This is a genomic window from Clostridium fessum (assembly GCF_003024715.1).
In the GTDB taxonomy this organism is placed as follows: domain Bacteria; phylum Bacillota; class Clostridia; order Lachnospirales; family Lachnospiraceae; genus Otoolea; species Otoolea fessa.
In genome coordinates, this window is sequence record NZ_PYLO01000003.1 from 403,487 (window position 1) to 424,735 (window position 21,249).

General features: G+C 48.9%; 17 protein-coding genes. 6 read left to right on the forward strand and 11 right to left on the reverse strand.

Going from position 1 to position 21,249, the window contains the following annotated elements:
* Positions 1–371: 371 nt before the first annotated feature.
* Together C7U56_RS11190 and C7U56_RS11195 are read right to left on the reverse strand one after the other, a co-directional pair.
* Positions 372–1,328 (reverse strand): LysR family transcriptional regulator, encoded by a 957-nt coding sequence (locus C7U56_RS11190; RefSeq protein WP_107001271.1) that lies wholly within the window; start codon positions 1,326–1,328, stop codon positions 372–374.
* Positions 1,329–1,649: 321 nt separating this feature from the next.
* A complete protein-coding gene (locus C7U56_RS11195; RefSeq protein ID WP_107001272.1) occupies positions 1,650–1,871 on the reverse strand; it encodes a DUF1858 domain-containing protein in 222 nt (73 codons plus the stop codon).
* A 364-nt stretch (positions 1,872–2,235) separates the two neighbouring features.
* On the opposite strand from C7U56_RS11195, the gene C7U56_RS11200 reads away from it, so the two are divergent.
* Positions 2,236–3,192 carry a DUF3878 family protein gene (locus C7U56_RS11200; protein WP_107001273.1) on the forward strand — a complete coding sequence of 319 codons (957 nt, stop codon included), beginning with the start codon at positions 2,236–2,238 and terminating at the stop codon, positions 3,190–3,192.
* Positions 3,193–3,198: 6 nt separating this feature from the next.
* Here the strand turns inward: C7U56_RS11200 and C7U56_RS11205 are convergent, their stop codons facing one another.
* From C7U56_RS11205 to C7U56_RS11215, 3 genes are read right to left on the reverse strand one after another with little or no spacing between them, the layout of a single operon-like run.
* Positions 3,199–4,923, reverse strand: a complete 1,725-nt coding sequence (locus tag C7U56_RS11205) for an NADH-dependent [FeFe] hydrogenase, group A6 (protein ID WP_329751004.1) — start codon at positions 4,921–4,923, stop codon at positions 3,199–3,201.
* Positions 4,920–6,383 carry an NADH-quinone oxidoreductase subunit NuoF gene (gene nuoF / locus C7U56_RS11210; RefSeq protein ID WP_181357230.1) on the reverse strand — a complete coding sequence of 488 codons (1,464 nt, stop codon included), beginning with the start codon at positions 6,381–6,383 and terminating at the stop codon, positions 4,920–4,922. Before nuoF ends, C7U56_RS11205 begins: the two co-directional genes overlap by 4 nt.
* A 1-nt stretch (position 6,384) precedes the next feature.
* On the reverse strand, positions 6,385–6,888 hold the full coding sequence (locus tag C7U56_RS11215; RefSeq protein ID WP_107001275.1) for an NADH-quinone oxidoreductase subunit NuoE family protein: 504 nt from the start codon (positions 6,886–6,888) through the stop codon (positions 6,385–6,387).
* 436 nt (positions 6,889–7,324) lie between these two features.
* On the opposite strand from C7U56_RS11215, the gene C7U56_RS11220 reads away from it, so the two are divergent.
* Positions 7,325–8,125 carry a helix-turn-helix transcriptional regulator gene (locus C7U56_RS11220; RefSeq protein ID WP_107001276.1) on the forward strand — a complete coding sequence of 267 codons (801 nt, stop codon included), beginning with the start codon at positions 7,325–7,327 and terminating at the stop codon, positions 8,123–8,125.
* A gap of 186 nt (positions 8,126–8,311) precedes the next feature.
* Here the strand turns inward: C7U56_RS11220 and C7U56_RS11225 are convergent, their stop codons facing one another.
* Together C7U56_RS11225 and C7U56_RS11230 are read right to left on the reverse strand one after the other, a co-directional pair.
* The gene (locus C7U56_RS11225) at positions 8,312–9,226 is read right to left on the reverse strand and encodes an AEC family transporter (protein WP_107001277.1); all 915 of its coding nucleotides are present in this window, start codon (positions 9,224–9,226) and stop codon (positions 8,312–8,314) included.
* 19 nt (positions 9,227–9,245) lie between these two features.
* Positions 9,246–10,541 (reverse strand): Na+/H+ antiporter NhaC family protein, encoded by a 1,296-nt coding sequence (locus C7U56_RS11230; RefSeq protein ID WP_107001278.1) that lies wholly within the window; start codon positions 10,539–10,541, stop codon positions 9,246–9,248.
* 292 nt (positions 10,542–10,833) lie between these two features.
* Between C7U56_RS11230 and C7U56_RS11235 the strand changes: the two genes are divergently transcribed.
* The 4 genes from C7U56_RS11235 (at position 10,834) to C7U56_RS11250 (ending at position 16,123) form a co-directional block, all read left to right on the forward strand.
* The gene (locus C7U56_RS11235; protein ID WP_107001279.1) at positions 10,834–12,450 is read left to right on the forward strand and encodes a polysaccharide biosynthesis protein; all 1,617 of its coding nucleotides are present in this window, start codon (positions 10,834–10,836) and stop codon (positions 12,448–12,450) included.
* A 118-nt stretch (positions 12,451–12,568) separates the two neighbouring features.
* Complete coding sequence (locus tag C7U56_RS11240) at positions 12,569–13,501, forward strand: LysR family transcriptional regulator (protein ID WP_107001280.1); 933 nt, start codon at positions 12,569–12,571, stop codon at positions 13,499–13,501.
* A 233-nt stretch (positions 13,502–13,734) separates the two neighbouring features.
* Positions 13,735–14,667, forward strand: coding sequence for a glutaminase A (gene glsA, locus C7U56_RS11245; RefSeq protein WP_107001281.1), 933 nt, complete (start codon positions 13,735–13,737; stop codon positions 14,665–14,667).
* 40 nt (positions 14,668–14,707) lie between these two features.
* Positions 14,708–16,123 (forward strand): alanine/glycine:cation symporter family protein, encoded by a 1,416-nt coding sequence (locus C7U56_RS11250; RefSeq protein ID WP_107001282.1) that lies wholly within the window; start codon positions 14,708–14,710, stop codon positions 16,121–16,123.
* 308 nt (positions 16,124–16,431) lie between these two features.
* On the opposite strand, the gene metA is transcribed toward C7U56_RS11250, so the two are convergent.
* The 4 genes from metA to C7U56_RS11275 all read right to left on the reverse strand — a co-directional run.
* Positions 16,432–17,355 (reverse strand): homoserine O-acetyltransferase MetA, encoded by a 924-nt coding sequence (gene metA / locus C7U56_RS11260; RefSeq protein WP_107001283.1) that lies wholly within the window; start codon positions 17,353–17,355, stop codon positions 16,432–16,434.
* Between the two features lie 172 nt (positions 17,356–17,527).
* Positions 17,528–19,489, reverse strand: coding sequence for an NAD-dependent DNA ligase LigA (gene ligA / locus C7U56_RS11265; protein ID WP_107001284.1), 1,962 nt, complete (start codon positions 19,487–19,489; stop codon positions 17,528–17,530).
* Positions 19,490–19,601: 112 nt separating this feature from the next.
* The gene (locus C7U56_RS11270) at positions 19,602–20,390 is read right to left on the reverse strand and encodes a pseudouridine synthase (protein WP_107001285.1); all 789 of its coding nucleotides are present in this window, start codon (positions 20,388–20,390) and stop codon (positions 19,602–19,604) included.
* A gap of 250 nt (positions 20,391–20,640) precedes the next feature.
* Positions 20,641–21,249: IS200/IS605 family accessory protein TnpB-related protein (locus C7U56_RS11275; RefSeq protein WP_233430254.1), on the reverse strand; the 609-nt coding region annotated here is incomplete at its 5' end.

Here is a 21,249-nt window from a genome sequence, read left to right on the forward strand (position 1 = left end):
CTTTCCTTGTGGTTGGAGGAAGTGGAAATGCCTGTTCCAGACGTATGATTTTAAATATATATAATCGTTTTATTATTGCTTTTATAAGTTAATCATTCTAGTAGTATGTTTGATGTCCATAGGAGAATCCTTATGCCTGTCCATGACACTGAGAATTTGAACACTTATTTTAATATGCAGCCTTGAAAAACGGCACCAGTGCAATCGCTTTCGCACAGTCATGGGAATAGCCGCCGCCCAGGCTCTGCATCCAAGTTTCTATTTTTTCAGCTATGGGATATACTCCAGTATTTTATCTGGTTAAAAATCCGAGTTATTTTTAAATATGGCACTATAAGCAATTTTCTATCAGTATTTTGTGAAATTTTAAACTATTTTTTAGCCAGTAGAATGTATTTGATAAAATCATCTACTGTTGCCCCCACGCCCGGATAGCGCTTCATCGACAAAAGGATTGCACGCTTTGCCAGCGGATCGCCAATCTTGTAATAACAGAGTTTTTCCGTTTTCTCTGTGTATTTCAGCAGTGCATCCCTAAAAAAGATGATACCGGACTGTCCGCTCCGCGCCACATTATAGGCAGTCTGAAGCTGATCAAAATACATAATCACCTTCGGCTCGAAACCAGCGTGGGCGCAGATATCCATACTCCTTTTATAAGAATCCTGATTCTTTTTCAGCATCAGAAATGGTTCTTTCGAGACTTTGGAAAGGTCCACCGCACGCACCGCTTCATCCAGAAAACTCCGCTCCAGGATTGATTCCCTGGAGATCTGAAACTCTTTCAGCTTCTCATTCACAGCAAAGGAAGCAGGAACCGCCATAATCATATACTCATACCCCAGCGTCACACTCTCAAACATCTCCGGGTCGAGTGCCTCGACATCCATCGTGATATCAAACTGCCCGGTTCTAAGCCCCGCATCCATCCCTGAAATATCCGTCTCCGTCACGTTGATCCGGCACTTTGGATTCAGTCTGCAATAGCCCCGGATCACCTCCGGAAGAAAATACGCACAGAAATATCCGGAGCTTCCGATGTTAATCACACCGGAACGGATACCCGCCAGCTCTGCAAAATGCTGCTCCATCTCATTGCTGAGCTCGTATATCTTCCGCGTTTTTTCCAGATAATACTGCCCCGCCGGGGTCAGTGCCACCGGGTTCACATTCCGGTCAAAAAGCGAGAGCCCATATAACTCTTTCTCAATCTTTTTAATCGCACCGCTGAGCGCCGGCTGGGAAATATAGAGTTTCTGGGCTGCTTTTGAAAAACTTCCTTCCTTCGCAATTTCCATCACGTATTCATACTCACGCTTACTGAACATACTCCCATCCCTCCATTGTATCTCTATGTACTCTATCAGCTACCCGCTTTTATCCGGTTATATGTTTTAGTCTCTCTCCCGGAAAAAAAGTAAAAATATTTTTATCGCAATTATAACGGGTTCTTTTTATCACGTCAATTCTGTAATGTATACTATTTTTACACAATTTTCAGTCTCTAAACAACAATCCGAGCATTTTTCACTCTTGCTTTATGAGGCGTTCTTTCCTATAAAACAACGAAAAAGACGCTATGCTGAAGCCTCATTACTTCGTACACAGCGTCTTTTTATCCGAAATTTTATCGAACATCTAAGTTCCGATTATTCAGCCTGCTCAGACTCTTTCTTTGCGTTCAGGTACTCCTGGATGTTTGCCATAACCTCGTCTGCGTTCAGACCATGTACCATGCAGGCCTCCTCCAGAGACTCACCGATCGAAGACGGACAGCCAACACAGTGCATGCCTGCCTCCATCAGAACATATGCAATACCCATATCATACTGAAGCATCTCGCCCATCGTGGTTGCTTTTGTGATTTCCATGATAAATTTTCCTTTCTATTCATACTTGCAGTCTCTTACGCAGCTTTGCGGTTTTCACCGCCGCTGCAAAAACACCGCGATTATTCTTATGCTTTCTTATATTAACACGAATCGCGCGGTTTTACTATCTTTTTTTGTGAAACATAGAAAATGTTACGATTCACTGGAAAAATTTTTCTGAGCTGAAAATTTTGTACAATCCGGCAGCAGCATTACTCTTCTCTTGCATCCTCTTCTTATTTCTCTTATAATTACCATGATTGTTCTATGTTTTCCTGTATTGAGAATACGATAGTCACTGGCTCCGTTTTTCTGCCTGTGTCGGAAAACATTTTGATTTTTATACATTAAGGAGTTTTATAAAATGGATCCCTTTTCCATGTTAGAATTACTATTATCCGAAAACCAGTTCGAACTTATTCTCCCGGAAACCGGCACTTCTGCTCCCGACACGATCCGCCTAGTTTACCTGATGAATGATGCAGTCGAAAGTTTCCTTCTCTTCCACAACGCCCGCCTGACCGGTACCTACGATCCGGCATACGAGGGCGAACTCGATGCCCTCTTAACCCAGGATGAAAACGAACGCTATGCCCTGATCGTCCATCAGGGAGACTCGGTTGTCACACTCTTTTTCGAAGATCTGACTCTCGAAAATCACTACTATGACTACAGTCAGCTCGGGCACTTCTGGATGAAAGGCTACGAATACCTCCGCCAGCTCGAATACCGCATCGCCATCCTGCGCGACAAACTCGACTATCTGGGGGAAAACTCCTGCAACGCAAACGAGCGGGAGCTTGCCTCCCTCGCGGAATTTCCCCCACTGAACGTCTGCTGCTACCCGGCGGTCCCGGAAAAATACCGCGTCATCCGTGAAAATCCCTGGCATCTCTCCGAAGACGCTTCGCGCGTCTTCCAATCCATCGCCGTCGAAGCCAGTGATCCAAAACTGCTACATCGCCTGAAAGACTATGAGCAGCACCCCACCAAGCGCCGCGCCCGTCAGATTGCCCGCCTCCTGCACCGGAACGCCCATGCCAAGACAGTCGATCTCCTGACCCGGAAGCTTCAAAAAGCCTCTTCCGCCTACCCGTCCCGCACCTTCGGAAAAGCCCAGCAGACCCGTCACCTGGCTCTCGAACTTTTTGCCAAAAAAAGACAGAAAGAGCTTGAAAAGCGCGGCATCCGCTCCGAACTGCTGCGTGAAGAACCCTTTACGACAGCGCAGGATTCGATTGAATTTAAGATGCATTTAATGATATGGGAGAAAGGGATTTTGAACCGTAAGGCGCGGATTGAGACTTGGGAAGATCAATAACATAATCTATTGCAACAGATCCTGCCGGTTGCAGTACTCTGTATGCAGCAGCTTATGTGACAGCTCCCCACACGGTTCTCCCAGATACGTCTCATAAATTTTCTGGATCGCCGGGTTCTTGTGCGACTGTCTGACCGGAAGCTCTGCCTCTGCCTCATAGATGGCTTTCTTCCGCTTCTCCATGATCGACCATGTCTTAGGCGGATTTCCACCGCCGCCGATGCAGCCGCCCGGACACGCCATGATCTCGATAAACTGATAATCGGCGGTTCCGTTCTTTACCTTTTCCAGCAGAATCTTGGCATTCTTGATGCCGTGTGCCACGGCTACCTTGATCACTCTGCCGTTCAAATCAACCTGCGATTCCTTGATTCCCTCGAAACCGCGGACCGGTGTATAGTCTAGATGTTCCATCTCTTTGCCGGTTACCACCGCATAAACGGTGCGGAGTGCCGCCTCCATGACGCCGCCAGTCGCACCGAAAATAAGTCCCGCGCCGCTTCCTTCGCCAAATGGATCGTCAAACGGCGTATCCGGAAGCTCAGAAAAATCGATTCCACCGGCACGGATCAGCGCTGCCAGTTCCTGTACCGTGATGGAAATATCCACATCCTGATAGCCGCTGTCCCTCATTTCCGGACGGGTACACTCAAATTTCTTTGCCGTACACGGCATAACGGAAACACTGCAGATCTCACCCGGATCGATGCCCTCGCGCTTCGCAAACCAGGTCTTGATCAGCGCACCGAACATCTGCTGCGGGGATTTTGCCGTCGATAAATGCTTCGTGTACTCCGGCGCGTAAGTCTCACAATATTTAACCCACGCCGGACAGCAGGAGGTGATCATCGGCAGAGTTCCGCCATTCTGCAGGCGGTTTAACAGTTCCGTTCCCTCCTCCAGGATCGTCAGATCCGCGGAAAAATCAGAATCAAATACCTTGTAAAAGCCCAGGCGCTTAAGTGCCGACACCAGACGTCCCGTGCTGACAACACCCGGCTGCTCACCCAGTGCCTCCGCCAGCGTAATGCGGACGGACGGAGCCACCTGGATAATCAGTTTTTTGCCTAATTCTTTCTGGCGATATAACCCGTAGGTATGATAATGCACCGTCAATGCTCCGGTCGGACACACCTGCACGCACTGGCCGCAGTTAATACAATTGGTATCAGCCAGTTTTTCCCCATAGGCCGGGGCGATCAGCGTATGGAATCCACGGTTTTCCTTCGAAAGGACGTTGATTCCCTGAATCTCATTGCAGACCTCCATACAACGCCCGCACAGAATACATTTCTGCGGATTCCGCATGATGGCCGGAGAACTCCAGTCCTCCTTCTGATGGCGGAGCTGCTTGTCATAGCGGATATCGAGGTGCATTCCGACATCCTGCGCTACCTTCTGCAGATCGCATTTTCCGTCCTTCGGACATACGAGGCATTCCTGCGGATGTCTCGCAAAAATCAGTTCCAGAATATTTCTTCTCGCTTTCAGTACCTTCGGGGATGCCGTCTGCACGACCATTCCCTCCGAAACAGGTGTACTGCACGCGGTCGGTAGAAGTCTCTGTCCTTCTACCTCAACCACACAGATACGGCAGACCGCCTTGATGCTCAAATCCTCATGATAGCAGAGAGTCGGAATGTGGATACAGGCTTTCTTCGCCGCCTGGAGGATCGTCGTTCCTTCCTCCACCTCTACCGGCTGTCCGTCGATTGTCAGATGTACCATCATGCTTCTCTTCCCCCTCTCCGTTTAAACTGTCCCGCATAGGATGTTCCCCGGCTGCGGTGTCTTGCATACGCGTCATACGAATCATATATGACATCACGTTCACCGACTGCTGCATGCTGTCTTCCTATCCGGCTGTTTCCATCGTTTCTATAATCTTCTTCTGCTTCATAAATGCCTTCCGCCACAGCTGCCTGTGTACAGACCGGGCAGTAATCCCGATCAATGTGCGCCAGATATTCCTTTCGGAAGTTCTGGATACTCGTCTGCACCGGAACTGCGGTCGAATGTCCCAGACCACAAAGTGCGGTCAGACGCATCGTCTCCGTCAGCTCATCGATTTTTTCCAGATCCGGCAGAGTCGCCAGCCCCCGGCTGATGCGGGTAACCAGATTGTACAGCTGCTGGCCGCCCTCGCGGCACGGTGTACATTTTCCGCATGACTCGCCGCGGAAGAAGTCCAAATTGTTTCGCACAATATCTACAATACAGTTGCTGTCGTCGATGACCAGAATCGTACCGCAGCCAAGACGTCCGCCGGATGCCGAAACTGTATCAATATCCAGTGTCATATCGATCTGATCTGCATTGATGATCGCACCGGAGGTACCACCGGTCTGCACGCCCAGAAGCCCTTTTCCATCCGCGATACCGCCGCACACCTCATAAATGATATCTTTGAGGTTCACGCCCATCGGAAATTCAAATACGCCCCTGCGGACCACATTTCCACAGACCGTAAAAAGTTTCGTGCCAGGGCTGTTTGCCGTGCCGATGCTGCGGTACCACTCCGCTCCGTTTAAGAGGATCGGTGCAATATTCGCCAGCGTCTCTACGTTATTTAACATGGTCGGTTTTCCAAAGAGTCCGTGAATGCTTGGAAACGGCGGACGGAAACGTGGCTCGCCTCGTTTTCCCTCAATGGACTCAAACAATGCCGTCTCCTCGCCGCAGACGTAAGCACCCGCACCGGAGCGGAACTTGATTTCAAAGTCAAAACCGCTCTCCATCATATTTTTTCCTAAAAATCCGCGTTTTTCCGCATCCTCCAGCGCATCTTTTAATACCGGGAACAAATATGTATACTCGGCTCTCAGATAGATATATCCGGTATGGGCGCCGACTGCTTTTCCAGCAATCGCCATGCCCTCGAAGACCGCACACGGGTCGGTCGAGAGAAGAATCCGGTCTTTATTCGTTCCCGGCTCTCCCTCATCGGCGTTACAGACGATGTATCTCGTCGGGTCAGATGCATGGGCGGTAAACTCCATCTTGCGGTAGGTCGGGAATCCCGCACCGCCGCGTCCACGAAGTCCGGAGGCGCGGATCACATCGATAATCGCTTCACTATCCATCGAAAGTGCTTTTTTCAGCGCTTCAAATCCGCCGCGGTCCGCATACTCCTGTGAACTTCTCGGATTAATCTTGCCGCGGTTTTTCAGCAATACGTGCATTTCCTCCATACTATTCCACATCCTCCCGTATATATTGTTTGATAATATCCCGCACCGATTCCGGCGTCAGGTTGCCGTACACGTGCTCATTGATCATGATCGCCGGGGATATTTCACACAGTCCCAGGCAGGGACAGTATTCCAGGGTGAACCTTCCGTCCTCGGTCGTCTCCCCGATGCTGATGCCGAGCTGATCCTCCAGCGCCTGAACGACTGCCTGCGCCCCATGTACGTGGCACGGCGCGCTCTTGCACATTCGGACGATGTAGCGCCCCCTCGGTTTTACCGACAGCATCGCATAAAAGGTGATGAAACTGTACACCTTGTTCATCGGAATATCCATCTCCCTGGCGATGACTGACGCCACCTCCTTAGAAAATGCCGACACAACCTTCTGCGCCCGGATGATCACTGTCATCAGCATATCCGGTCTGCCCTTGTATTCCGCCGCAATCGCTGCCACCTGTACCAGCTTTGAAGCCGGTGTCTTATATACATAACTGTCCCTGTCCATCCTGCTCCCTCACTTTCAGTTTGTATTTTTCCAAACTTATTTTTTGTTTGACTAACTGTCTGTTTGATTTTTTCTCAATTATAGGGATGCACTGACAAATTGTCAAGAAAAACTTACAGTTTGGTTTGTTAATTGACAAACAGTTTGTCTGAGAGTATGATGAAAGAAACAGGTTTGCTCTCATTTCCCGTTATCTTGTACCTGAATTTTTGATTTTTAAACAAAAAAGGAGAACATTCTCTTATTTATGTTCCCTATCTACTAACTTTTTTCTATAGAAACAGGATTGACGCAGCAAAATGAACGCGATAAAATTTTTTTCAGGAACTTTGACAAAAGAAAGACAATCCCTGTGCATTTCATTTTCCGAATTATTTTAAGACGCAAAATTTTGCGATACACACTCGGGGCACAGAGCACCCCAAAGGAGGTATTCATGGAAATTTCCAACTACATGGACTTTCAGTTTCTCATCCGTTTTCTCGAAGGACTTCAAAAGTTTCTCGGAGATAACTGTGAGATCATCGTCCACGATTACCGCAAAGGCTACGATCACACGATCGTCTACGCATTCAACTCACAGCTAAGCGGGCGCGACGTCGGCGGTTCCCCGCGCGGCGGCATGATCACACAGCTCGGCAATGATATCGAGCCGCTCAAGCATTCGATCATTTCCCTCGATACCAGCCAGAAAGACCGGCTTTTTAAGTCCTGCACAACGCTCATCGAGGACGAACATCACAAAATTATCGGATCTGTCTGCTTAAATATGGATGTTCGCGATCTCTATCTGGCACAGAGCGCCCTGCAAAATCTGATCGGACGCCCAGGCACCATCGGCGTATCGGCAGCTGTGGGCGCACAGATCGACGGCATGTCTGGCTGCACACCATCCGGAATGGCTTCTGATGGCACCTTTTCCGGAACTGGCAGCACGGACGGCACGAATGGCGCAAATCAGGCAGCCATGTCTGACCGCGACTTTATTCTCAAAAAGAATGTCGATGATATTTTACAGCACTATATTTATCAGGCAGAGTCCATGATCGGAAAACCGATGATGCTGATGAACAAGGAAGAAAAAATTCGTGCACTCGACTATCTTGACCAGAAAGGCGTCTTCAAGATCACAAAAACCAGCCTGCTCCTGTGCGACGCGATGCAGATTTCCAAGTATACACTGTATAATTATCTGGAAGAAGCGCGGATTTCACGAAAGAGTGAAACGAATGAATAAGAATCATAAACTAATTCTTTCAACCTCTGTTTGCTTAACCTTTGATTCATTTTAAAATATAAAAGACCTGAAGAGCAGCCATTTACCGCACCTTTCAGGTCTTTTTATATTCATTTACCATATTTACATTATTTTCTCAATTTTTCTAGTATTCTTTCTATTATTGTTGCTTCTTACCTATTCTTTTTATCCTATAAACAGACACCACGCCGGAATCGTAATCATCGAAATCAGCGTCGTGAGCACTACCGTTTTCGCTGCAAACGGTGCATCGCTGTCATAGCGCGCCGCAAAGATCGCTGCAGTTGCACCGGCTGGCATTCCCGTCATGATGACTGCCACACCTGCTGCCACCGAATCCAATCCGGCCGCCAGGCTGATTCCATATGCCAGAAGCGGAAGAAGGAACAGACGGAGCACACTGAATTTGAGGGCCGTCGGATTAATAATCTCACGCAGTTTCACATCGGTCAGAATCGTACCGATAATAAACATCGTCAGCGCCGAGTTACAGTTTCCAATGTAGGTAACCGTCGATTTCAGCACGCCCGGAAGCTGCAGCTGTGTTGCCATCAGGAACATACCGATGTAGACACCGACCAGACACGGGTGCGTCAGGACATTTTTCAATACCTTTTTCCGGTCAGAACCGCCTCCAACAAAATAGGATGTACCCGCCGACCACATGACAACGCGCATCGGAATCAGAAAAATGGATGCGTAGAGAAGTCCCATACTTCCATATACGCCTTCCGCAACCGGATTTCCGAGGAATCCGCCGTTGGAAACGATCGTACAGTATTGAAGCACCTTCCGGTGCTGCTCTGAATATTCCTTAAACAGCACTTTGTTGAGGGCCACACAGACAAGCTGCAAGACAAATCCAACCGCCAACAGCAACCCGCACGTTTTAAAAATCGAAGCATCAAATGAAATCAGGCACGATTTCACAATATTGCAGGGAATCACGATATTCACGCAGAGATCCGTCAGACATTTTTCGCCTTCCTTGCTGATGATCCCGCGCCGTTTCAGTACCGCACCCGCCAGTATCATCAGGAATAAGGAACCCTGTAGGTTGCAAAGTTCGAGTAAATTCATATGGCTCTTCCTCCTTTTCCTACGACCTTCTTATGAGACGAACCAAAAAACTCCAGATCGGCAGTATGTACAGATACGACGCCACCACCACACTCGCAATCGGAGCACCGACGGCTGCCAGAGGAACGGCTCCGGCGATCGACCACGGAACCAGCGGTGCCAGCACAACCGCCGTATTTTCCAGATCGATTGCAAATCGTTTATTATCTGGATTTCCTTCCTTGCAGAGCTGATGGGTCAGCATGATCGAAAGCGTCTGGTTACAAGCGATCATGGAAGCAACTGCCGCCACCGCAAAGGTCGCACCAAACGGAGTAATTTTCCGGCTCAACGCCTCTATTTTCCCCTGAATCGGCTTCAAGAGCCCAGTTCCCTCGAAAATTCCTGCATAACAGGAGGACAGGCTCACAATCGCAGCCACCTTAATCATTGATTTCAGGCCGCCGCCGTTCATCATAGCATTGAGCGCCGGATCGCTTGCCTGATAACCGGTCAGACACATCTGTAAAATTTCTCCGATTGTCCGCCCCTGCAGCGCCACGCTCAGAAACGCCGCCAACACAATGCTGATCAGCATCGTTTTCTTGACCTCCACCCGGAACACAGACAGCACCAGGATAATAGCCGCCGGGATTACCGCACTCCAATGAAGTACAAAACGATTGGAAAACAGCCCTTCCACATCCATCCGTCCGTTTCCGGCACTCATGGAACGTCCCACTATATAATAGAGAATACATGTAGCCACAAATGGCACCAGCGATGTCTTTATCATTTCGCGGATATTTTCATAAATATCCGTCTTCGTCAGCACACAGACAAGATTCGCGCTGGACGATACCGGTGAACAGCGGTCGCCAAAATAGATGCCAGAAAGAATCGCGCCGCCGATCCAGAACGGGTCAAGCTCCATCGCACGTCCCATCGCCATACAGATAACACCCATCGTCGCACCGGTTCCAAAGGAGGTTCCGGTCAGGATCGACACCATACAGTTAAGAAGGAACGCGATCACCAGAAATGCCGACGGCGACACCAGCTTCGACGACCAGCACACGATCACGGCGATCGTGCCGGACGCCCGCCACAGCGCTGTGATAAAGCCAATAAGTCCGAAAATCATCAGGATATTGCGGACGGTTTTAACGCCGGAAAGCGACATTTTTCCGAGTTCCGCAAAGCTGTGCTTCCGAATCAAACCGTACACACAGAAGATCAGATAGCCGCCCGCCAGCGCCCAAAGCACGGACGCGCCGGTAAATACGCAGCCTGCCAGCGCCGCGATAAATGCAAGTAATACAATTCCTTCTAACATAGCTTCACACTCTTTTCCCTACCAACCAGTTATTTTTCGCAGTAATTTTTTATTTTTTGATGTTTTTAGTATATTCCTGTTCTAACTCAATGTCCATCTGTTAATTTATGTATTAAATACAGTTTATTTTTGTATCCTTTAATTTAAGCTATTTCTGCCCTTCTGCCAACTCGGGTCTTCTTTCAGTTTCCCAAAAAATGTGTCCCCAGTGTTTTATAAACATCTTGGTTTTCTTCTACTTTCATCTTCCTCCTCATATACTTTTCTGACATACCCTCCCCGGAGATCTGCCATGCGAAGATTTCATCCTTTGATTACCGGAACCTTGCTCCTGACGGCAGTCGGATTTTTCTGCCGGATTCTCGGCTTTTTCTACCGCATCTTTCTCTCCCGGACGATCGGCGCCGAAGGTCTGGGTTTATATCAGATGATTTTTCCCATACATGGCATCGCATTTGCTCTCTGCGCCGGTCCAATCCAGACTTCGCTCTCCCGCCTGACCGCCGCCTCCCCGGAAAAGGGACGCGCCTTTTTGCGGGTCAGCCTCGCACTCTCACTATCGATCGCCCTGCCGCTGACCTCTTTGATCTACACCTTCGCCGATTTTCTCGCCGCGCGCGTCCTTCTTGCGCCCGAATGTGCGCCGCTTCTGCCCGCACTCGCCCTCTCGATCCCCTTCTGCGCGATCCATGCCTGCTGCTGCGGGTATTATTACGGGCTCAAAAAAACGGCAGTCCCGGCGTTTTCACAGGTGGTCGAGCAGTGCATCCGCATTTTCTCCGTCCTGCTGATCGTCCATGTCTGCCGCACGAACAGGATTCCGATCACGGTGCTGCTGGCTGTCTGGGGGCTGTTGATCGGGGAAGCGGCATCGGCGGTGTTCTGTCTGCTGGTTTATGGATGCTCGAAGCCTGCTGCCACACTGCAAAATACAGACACGCATATTTCCAGCTATTCTCGTCAAACACGAAAAAATACCACCCATTTTCAATACTCATCCCGTTCTACGCCCCCTTATACCCCTGACACTTCCAGCACCACGCCTCCCTCACAAAAAAAATCCGCCCACACTCCCCCCCTGCTCCTCCCCCTCCTCACCATGGCACTCCCCCTCATGGCGAATCGCCTCACGCTCAGCTTTCTCCAGAGTCTCGAAGCCATCTTTGTACCGAACCAGCTTCTCCTCTCCGGGCTCTCGCGGGTTGAATCGGTCAGTATTTACGGAGTTCTCACAGGCATGGCACTCCCCTTTGTCCTCTTTCCATCCGCCATTACCAACTCCCTCGCCGTCGTCCTGCTCCCGGCAGTCTCGGAGGCGCAGGCGCAGAATCAGCCGGACAAAATCGAACGCACCATCTCCATGGCACTCCGCTACAGCCTGTACATGGGAATTCTCTGCGTCGGGCTCTTCACCCGCTTCGGTCCAGCACTGGGCGAAACCTTTTACCACAACGCCGATGCCGGACGTTTCATCCAGATTTTATCCTGGCTCTGCCCGTTTCTCTACCTCTCCACTACCATGGGAAGTATTTTAAACGGGCTTGGGAAAACGGGAACCGTCTTCATCCACCATACGGTTTCCATGCTTCTCACCCTGTCGCTCGTCCTTTTCGCCATCCCGCGATGGGGGATTTTCGCCTATCTGGCGGCGCTTCTCATCAGCGAACTGGTGCTCGCCTTTCTCCACATCCACGCCCTCGCCTGCGAAGTCCCGATCCGCCTACCAGTCAGCCAGGGCATTGTAAAACCGGCATTCTGCCTGCTGGTTTCGATTGGGATGTTAGAAGTTATTCCAAACGCGTCTTACCTGCCTCACCTGTTTCCGCCTGTCCTCATCCAGTCCGGTATCCTTTGCCTGCTGTATATAGGAGGACTGCTTCTCTTACATACAGGTACAGTCAAACAATAAATTATATGCTATTTTGCTATATCCCTTAAATGCAATATGTTTAGGTATTTTCTGGCAATTTATATTTTTTTATTTTATACTTATTACATTCAGGGGGATTTACAAAGGGGGAACTTTTTTGAAATACGATATCAATTTTCGGCATTTAGAATATTTTATCAAGGTAGCGCGCCTCGGATCCATCAATAAAGCCGCCCAGGCGCTCTATATTTCCCAGCCGTATCTTGGGAAAATCATGCACGATCTGGAAGAAAATCTCGGCGCCAGGCTCTTTAACCGCAGCCGCTCAGGCGTAACATTAACGCCTGAAGGAATGGAATTTCTGACACATTCCGAAAAAATCATTGACGAAATGGAACAGCTCTGGTTTCAGAAAAAGAAGGAACAAATCAAAATTTCTGATCCGCTGGCTGTCTCCATGACACGTTTTTCTCATATCATGGAAAGTTTCAGTGAAATAGTCCTGCGTCACCGCGATCAGCCATCCTTCTCCCATCGACTGTATGAAGGCAATTCAGACGAAGTCATCGAGGATGTGGTATCCGGGCGTGTCGATGTAGGCGTGTTTCATTTTGACAGCCGCAAACGGCGTGAAATGGAGGCCTTGCTCGAATCAAAAGGGCTGGAATACCATTTTCTTGCCAACATCGAACCACACATTATCATTTCCCGCAAACATCCGCTTCTGCTGCAACAGAAACCGGTCAACCTGCACACACTGGCAGAGTACGGCTTTCTTTGGTATCTTGGACAATGCGATGATTATATTTACCAGCTTCTCTCCGAAGGGGATCAGGATGCAGAAAAAATGCGCTCGAAAATCACCTATCTTTCCAGCCGCGCCACCCTGATGTACATGATCTCGATCAGTGACTGCTACAGCATCGGCATCCACGATTTCGCCAAACAAGAAGCCTCCTACCACTCCACTTCTATTCCGATTCCAAACTGTGGTTTTATGCTGGAATTTGGATATGCAATGCGGAAAGACACGCCAATGACAGCGATCGTACAAGAATTTATTTATGACTTAAAGAAAAAACTTCTCTAAAAAAACACCATCAAAGCTGCCGGACATTCACAGCCGTCCCGGCAGTTTTTTTTTGATCCTTTTCAGCACCTCTTCCCCGTTCATCATAAATATTTATTCATATCTGACATATATATCCCGTTATACCTTTTTGTCATATCCCTTAAAGCTGACACGCATTATACATACTGTCTTCCCCATGCTACCATACTATCAGAAAGCAACACCGAATAAAAAACAGGAGGCGTTTAAGTATGAGAGATGTACTTGAACAGGCCGTTGCACTGGGAAAAACACATACCCATGAGGGTGCAGTTGCCACCTACATACCAGAACTTGGAAAGGTAGATGGCAGTCAGCTCGGAGTCAGTGTTTTTTGCCGGAACGGCAAACGGATTTCCGTCGGGGATACGAAAGTCCGATTCAGTATTCAGAGTATCTCCAAAATCATCACCCTTGCAGTCGCGCTGGAAATCTGCGGCTTCGACCAGGTATTTAAAAAAGTAGGCATGGAGCCGACCGGCGATCCATTTAACTCGCTGATGAAACTGGAAAATACGGACAGTTCCCCCTACAACCCGATGATCAATGCAGGCGCTATCGTAGTGGCAAGCTGCCTTGCTTCCGAAATCAGTTTCGATACCATGCTTGATACCATCCGGGCTCTCTGCATGGATCCGGACATCAACCTCGACAAAAAGGTTTATCACTCGGAAATGTCTCATATTTCCCGCAACCGGGCAATCGCCTATCTGCTGGAGAGCAAGGGGTACATCGAAAAGAATAAAGATGTGGAAAACAGCCTGCATTTTTATGTCAAAATGTGCTCTCTCAGCGTGACGGCAGAAAGCCTCGCCGGACTGGGACTGATTCTCGCCAACGATGGCATTCATCCAGACACGGGGAAACGGCTTTTAAGCAGCCAGGCGGTTAAAATCGTCAAAACACTCATGTTTACCTGCGGTATGTACGATGGTTCCGGCGAATTTGCCGTCCGGGTCGGCATCCCATCCAAAAGCGGCGTCGGCGGCGGTATCTTATCAGTGGTAGACGGCGAGATGGGAATCGGCATCTTCGGACCGGCGTTAGATAAAAAGGGGAACAGCGTCGCTGGAGAATGCGTGCTTGAATATATGTCACATGAACTGCATCTCCATATGTTTGATCCGCAGCGGCACACTTTATAGCAAAAACAATATGTAAATTGTATGAGAGGGGTATTTTAAAATGGCAGATTTATACGCAAAGATAATCGGCACAGCAAGCAACTATCTTTACAGCTACGTGTTAATCATCCTGCTGGTAGGCGGCGGCATATATTTTACCATCCGCACCAAAGGGGTACAGCTTCGTTACTTACTTGAATCTATCCGGGTTATCCTGGAGCCATCCGACAAGGAAGATGAGTCTATTTCCGCCTTTCAGGCATTGATGGTTTCCACTGCTTCGCGCGTCGGCACCGGAAATATCGCCGGCATTTCTACCGCCATCTGTTTCGGCGGTCCGGGCGCTATCTTCTGGATGTGGATGACCGCGATCCTCGGAAGTGCAACCGCATTTGTAGAAAGTACGCTGGCACAGATCTACAAACGCCGTGCCGAGGACGGAAGTTGCTACGGCGGTCCTTCCTACTATATTGAAGCCGTTCTGAAAAAAAGATGGCTGGGTGTTCTCTATGCTATTTTCATGATTTTGACTTACATGGTTGGATTTAACCTCGTTGCATCCTTCAATGTGGCAGATTCTTTTAAAGTATACAGTTTCTACAATCCAAGCCTGACTCCGATTCTCATCGGTATCATCCAGGCTGTTATCTTCGGCATCTGCATCAGCGGCGGCGGCAAACAGATCGCTAAAATCACAGGAATTCTTGTTCCGGTAATGGGCGGACTTTACATTGCAGCTGCCCTGCTGATGATTATTCTCCACGGAAACATGATTCCGGGTATGTTCGCAAGCATTTTTGAAGGGGCTTTTGATATTCAGGCTATCTTCGGCGGCTTCATGGGATCCGTTGTGATGCTCGGCATCAAGAGAGGCTTGTTCTCCAATGAGGCAGGTGTCGGTGCTTCCGCTACCGCAGCCGGTTCCGCGGGTGTCAGCCACCCGGTCAAACAGGGTCTTGTTCAGGTATTATCCGTATTTATCGATACTATTGTCATCTGCTCTGCAACCGCATTTTTACTGCTCTGCTCCGGCGTTGCACCGAGTGCAGACATGGCTGGCATGGCATATGTGCAGGTAGCTATGAATAACGTATTCGGCACCGCAGGTGTTGTATTTATCACAGTTGCCCTGATTTTATTTGCCTTTACCACGCTACTCGGAAACTACTATTTTGCTGAAACCGGCATGGCTTATCTCTGCGGCAAAACTCCAGTCAAGGGCATCCGGATTACCCAGAGAGTGATCGCTATCGTGATTGTCCTCATCGGTTCTGTGGCAAGTCTCGGCATCGTGTGGGATACCGCCGATGTTCTGATGGGACTGATGGCAGTCATCAACGTACCAATTATCTTCCTGATTGCCAAGCCGGCGCTCCGCTGCCTGGAAGACTACCGGGCACAGAAACAGGCTGGGAAGAATCCGGTCTTTAAAGCAGCTGATATTGAGTTGAAAGAAGAAACCGATTTCTGGAATTAATAAAAACAAAAATCCGCATAAACAGGGCTGTCAGAATCTTTCCCACACATGGTTTCAACCACACTGTGCAAAATTCCGACAGCCCTGCCTGTATTTTTTCATATCTGTATTATATCTATCTTTTTACCGTTTTATTAATCTGCAGCCTTATTTGCGGTTCTTCCAAATCAAAAACATTCCAGCTGCCAGCAGCACCACTCCGACGGCGGCTCCCACCATCCAGTTCGAAGAAGATATTTTCCCCGATCAATTTTATCGAAATCTCTATTTCTATATCTTATACTCTCATAAATAGCAGATTTCTGTTCCTACTCCTGCTCGTCCTCCTTCAGCACGTACGGCGTCATCTGGTATACATAGTAATTCAGCCAGTTCGTGTACAGCGTGTTGGACATATTTCTCCATTTCAGCACCGGCATGGAAAATGGATCGTTGTCCGGGTAATAGTTGCACGGTACCTGCGGATTTAAGCCTTTTTTCAGATCGCGGTGGTACTCGTTGTTTAACGTCATGCGATCATACTCTGGATGCCCCTGAACGAAAATCTGGCTTCCATCCTGGTTCATCACCAGAAATACGCCAGCCTCATCCGATTTCGCCAGAATCTGCAATTCCGGATGTTTCAGAATATCCTCTTCCCGGTCTTCCGTGTAACGGGAATGCGGGCAGTAAAAATAATCATCGAGACTACGGACCAGCGGGATCTTCCGGTTCAAAAGACGATGTCTGTAAATGCCGGAAAGCTTCGTCTTTCTCTGATGTTTCTGGATTCCATAATGATAATAGAGTCCCGCCTGCATCCCCCAGCAGATATGAAGTGTCGAAGTCACATGCGTCTTGCTCCACTCCATGATCTTCGTCAGCTCGTCCCAGTAGTTGATCTCCTCAAACTCCATATTCTCCACCGGCGCACCGGTAATAATCATACCATCAAAGCGCTTGCGGCGGATCTCGTCAAACGTCACATAAAACTTATTCAAATGCGTCTGCGATGTATTTTTCGAAACGTGCGTTTCCAGCATCAGGAATGAACAGTCCACCTGCAGCGGCGTATTCGAAAGTGCCCGCAGAAGCTGCGTCTCCGTATCCTCCTTGATCGGCATCAGATTCAGAATCAAAATCTCAAGCGGACGAATATCCTGGCTCATCGCCCGATCCTCATCCATCACAAATATATTCTCCGATTCCAAAATTGCCTTAGCAGGAAGATCCTTTTGTATTTTAATTGGCATGGTTATATATCCCCTTTTTATATAAAATTCGTTTGAATTTTAGGATTCTATTATATACCGATATGATTCATTTCTACTTACAATAAAAACTATATCAGCATTCCTAATCATAACACAAGCTGCAAAAAAAAGCCAGCTAAACACTGTCTGGCGTCCGGCTTTTTCACCTCTCTTATAGCTTCAAAAACTCCTCCTCCGAAAGAATCGGCACCCCCAATTCCCGCGCCTTCTTATTCTTCGAGGACGACGACGCCACATCATTATTGATCAGATAATTCGTCTTGGACGTCACGCTTCCGGTCACTTTGCCGCCGCGGCGCTCAATCAGCTCCTGCAGTTCTTTCCGGTTTTTGAATTGTTCCAGCGAACCGGTAATGACGAAATTCATCCCGGCGAATGCCTCATCTGCACCCTCACTGCTTTCTTCGTCTCCTGCCTCAAAGGTCAGCTCCGCCAGCAGATGATCGACGATCGCATTATTCTTTCCATCCGAAAAGAATGCCGTCCACGCCTGCGCCAGAACTTCCCCGATTCCATCAATCTCGACCAGCTCTTCCACGGTGGCATGGCGCATCGCCTCAAAATCATTTTTAAAATGACGGCAAATCATCTTGGCATTTGCCAGACCGATGCCTGCAACGCCCAGACCGTACACCATTCTCGGCAGGGTCGTGTGGGACGCTTTCTCAGCCGCCGCAATCAGATTGTCATACGATTTCTGCCCGAATCCGTCCATCTCAACGATCTCTTCCTGATGGCGGTCCAGATGGAAAATGTCCGCATACTCATGAATCATGCCGACACCGATAAATTTCTCCAGCGTCGCCTCTGAAAGTCCCGCAATATTTAACGCATCGCGGCTTGTAAAAAGAGTAAAACTCTTGATCTTCTTCGCCTGGCAGTCCGGGTTCGTGCAGTAGAGTGATTTTACATCGTTGAGCTGGCGCACCTCCGTCTGACCGCCGCACACCGGACATGCCTCCGGAATATCCCGGACGCCGCTGCGCGTCAGGTTATCCGCGATCTGCGGAATGATCATATTTGCCTTATAAACCGTAATCCGGTCGCCTGCCCCCAGCTCCAGCGCCTCCATGATGCTGATGTTGTGGACACTGGCGCGGCTGACCGTCGTTCCCTCCAGCTCAACCGGTTCAAATACTGCCACCGGGTTAATCAGCCCCGTTCTCGACGCGCTCCATTCAATATAGAGAAGCTTCGTCTCCTGAATCTCATCCGCCCACTTGAATGCGATCGAATCGCGCGGAAATTTTGCCGTCCGCCCCAGCGACTGGCCGTAGGCAATATCATCATACAAAAGCACCAGTCCATCCGACGGCGTATCATTTTCCGCAATCGCCTCAGAATACATTTTGACCGTCTCCGGCAGCGTCTCTTTTGTCACCTCATGGTACTCTACGACCTCAAACCCCTGTGTTTTCAGCCACTCAAACTGCTCTTTCCGCGAATTTTTGAAATCAATGCCATCCGCCTTTACAAGGCTGAACGCATAAAAATGGACCTGTCTCTGCGCTGTGATTTCGCTGTTTAACTGACGCACCGAACCGCTGCATAAGTTTCGCGGATTCTTATATTTCGCATCGACATCCTCGATCTGCTCATTGATCTTCTCAAAATCCGAATACCGGATGATCGCCTCACCGCGCAGGATAAGCTCACCCTGGTAGGAAATATTTAACGGCACATTGACAAACGCCTTTGCATTTGCCGTGATAACCTCGCCAATCTCACCATTTCCACGCGTAACCGCCTTGACAAGTGTTCCATTCTGATAGGTCAGGACGATCGTCAGACCGTCCATCTTCCAGGATAAAAGCCCGGTCTGCCCGCCGAGCCAGTCTGCCAGCTCTTCCACGCTCTTCGTCTTATTTAACGAAAGCATCGGCTTCTCATGGCGCTCCTTCGGAAGCGCGCTGACTACCTCATATCCTACATTCTGCGTCGGGCTGTTCGCAAACACAATTCCCGTCTCTTTCTCCAATGAAACCAGTTCATCATAAAGCTTATCATACTCAAAGTTGCTCATGATCTCCCGGCTCTCCTGATAATAGGCGCGCCCTGCTGCCCGCAGCGTCCCAATCAGCTCCCGTATCCGTTTTGTCTTGTCCTCTGCCATCTATCTGACTCCACCTTTCCCATCGCTCTCTCCAACTACCTCTGAATGCGTTTTCAAGCATTTCTATGCAACCTCATATGTGAACCTGCACTGACTGCCAGACAACATTGTCTCAGTCATTCTTCTTTCCGTTCAAAATATCTTCTAATTTCTGTCTCTCTGCCGCTGTCACTTCCCGGTACTCGCCTGTTTTCAGCCCATCCAGCGTAATGTTCAGCATCCGGACGCGTTTTAACGTCTGCACCTGGTACCCCAGCGCCTCGCACATCCGGCGGATCTGGCGGTTGAGTCCCTGGGTCAGGATGATCCGGAAACTCGTCTTCCCGGTCTTTTCCACCTCACAAGGACGGGTAACCGTATCTAAAATCTTCACTCCTGCGCTCATCTTCCAGACAAACTCACTATCAATGGGTTTATCCACCGTTACCAGATATTCCTTTTCATGTCCGTAACGAGCCCTTAGAATCCGGTTGACCAGCTCGCCCTCATTCGTCATGAGAAGCAGCCCTTCTGAATCCTTGTCCAGACGCCCGATCGGGTAAATCCGGACCGGATAATCTAAAAATTCTACGATATTTTCTGCCCGATCTTTATCAGAAGTCGTGCAGACAATCCCCCGCGGCTTATTGACCGCTAAAAGCACCGGCGCATCCTTGCCGGACACCGCTACGCCATCGCACGCCACGCGCTGTCCCGGCATCAGCTTCTGTCCGACCTCTGCCACGCGCCCATCGATCGTCACACGCCCGTCCGCGATCCGCCGATCCGCCTCCCGCCGGGAGCAGATGCCCGCCTCGCTCAAAAAGCGATTTAAACGAACGCCTTCCGCTGGAATCCGGGATTCCTGCTTTTCACTTGGCTGTACTCTCTTGTATGATTTATCATTTTGATTTTTTTGCATTTTATTCATCTCATTTCGATTTATTGTGCCGTAGGATTCCGGCAACCAAAGTATAAAAATTATAACATTTTCGTCCATGGGGGTGAACCTCACATGGCTAAAGTCACATGCTTCTCAGCCGTTTTAAACGGCAAGACTAAATATCGGCGGATACGCCAGTAACTTAGAATTCGTGCGGATACGCACTTTTCCCATGCCGGATACGGCTGGTTTCCACATTACAGGTAGTCCGCTGTATATCTGCCTGCATTTATGCCGCTTTTAAATTGTTTACTTCTACATAAAGCTTTCTCAAATCTGCATAAACACAGGAGGTTCTACGCTTCACTGCAGGTACTTTTGCCTCCAGTGAAGACCTTTCCGTTTCCGGCAAGGGTTTTAAAAGTTCCCGTATAAAATATCTCGCTCCGATATTATAGGATGCTGACAGGTCGCAGTTATACTGTTTTCCGGTCCGGAAGGTACATAGGCTATGGTTCTCCTGGTTTCTTACTACCGCTCCGCTTCCGTCACAGGCCAGCCTGCTGGTGTTCCGGGCACTGACTCTTGAGACACGAATCCCGTTCCGATGTGCCTGATGTTCACACAGTTTCTGAATATCCCGCTTTCTCCATAAATGAAGCTTTTGTTTCTTTTTTCCGGATATTTTTCCCTGCATTTCCAGATACTCAAACACAATTACACCTGCCTGATACTCTGCGGCATATTTCGTGATCTCCGCAGCTATTTTGCGGGACAGCTCCATATTCAGCCTTTTTGCATAATCCCATCGGCTTTGGACCTGTCTGGAGGAATGTTCCCTCTGAAAACGGCGGATTCTGCCAAGCACATGATACAAATGGTCTTTATCACTGGAGAA

Coding starts and splice junctions, on each gene's coding strand:
- C7U56_RS11190 (WP_107001271.1), bottom strand. CDS start 1,328: ATGTTCAGTAAGCGTGAGTATGAATACGTGATGGAAATTGCGAAGGAA.
- C7U56_RS11200 (WP_107001273.1), top strand. CDS start 2,236: ATGGATCCCTTTTCCATGTTAGAATTACTATTATCCGAAAACCAGTTC.
- C7U56_RS11230 (WP_107001278.1), bottom strand. CDS start 10,541: ATGTTAGAAGGAATTGTATTACTTGCATTTATCGCGGCGCTGGCAGGC.
- C7U56_RS11250 (WP_107001282.1), top strand. CDS start 14,708: ATGGCAGATTTATACGCAAAGATAATCGGCACAGCAAGCAACTATCTT.
- glsA (WP_107001281.1), top strand. CDS start 13,735: ATGAGAGATGTACTTGAACAGGCCGTTGCACTGGGAAAAACACATACC.
- metA (WP_107001283.1), bottom strand. CDS start 17,355: ATGCCAATTAAAATACAAAAGGATCTTCCTGCTAAGGCAATTTTGGAA.
- ligA (WP_107001284.1), bottom strand. CDS start 19,489: ATGGCAGAGGACAAGACAAAACGGATACGGGAGCTGATTGGGACGCTG.
- C7U56_RS11270 (WP_107001285.1), bottom strand. CDS start 20,390: ATGCAAAAAAATCAAAATGATAAATCATACAAGAGAGTACAGCCAAGT.
- C7U56_RS11220 (WP_107001276.1), top strand. CDS start 7,325: ATGGAAATTTCCAACTACATGGACTTTCAGTTTCTCATCCGTTTTCTC.
- C7U56_RS11235 (WP_107001279.1), top strand. CDS start 10,834: ATGCGAAGATTTCATCCTTTGATTACCGGAACCTTGCTCCTGACGGCA.
- C7U56_RS11215 (WP_107001275.1), bottom strand. CDS start 6,888: ATGGACAGGGACAGTTATGTATATAAGACACCGGCTTCAAAGCTGGTA.
- C7U56_RS11205 (WP_329751004.1), bottom strand. CDS start 4,923: ATGATGGTACATCTGACAATCGACGGACAGCCGGTAGAGGTGGAGGAA.
- C7U56_RS11225 (WP_107001277.1), bottom strand. CDS start 9,226: ATGAATTTACTCGAACTTTGCAACCTACAGGGTTCCTTATTCCTGATG.
- nuoF (WP_181357230.1), bottom strand. CDS start 6,383: ATGGAGGAAATGCACGTATTGCTGAAAAACCGCGGCAAGATTAATCCG.
- C7U56_RS11195 (WP_107001272.1), bottom strand. CDS start 1,871: ATGGAAATCACAAAAGCAACCACGATGGGCGAGATGCTTCAGTATGAT.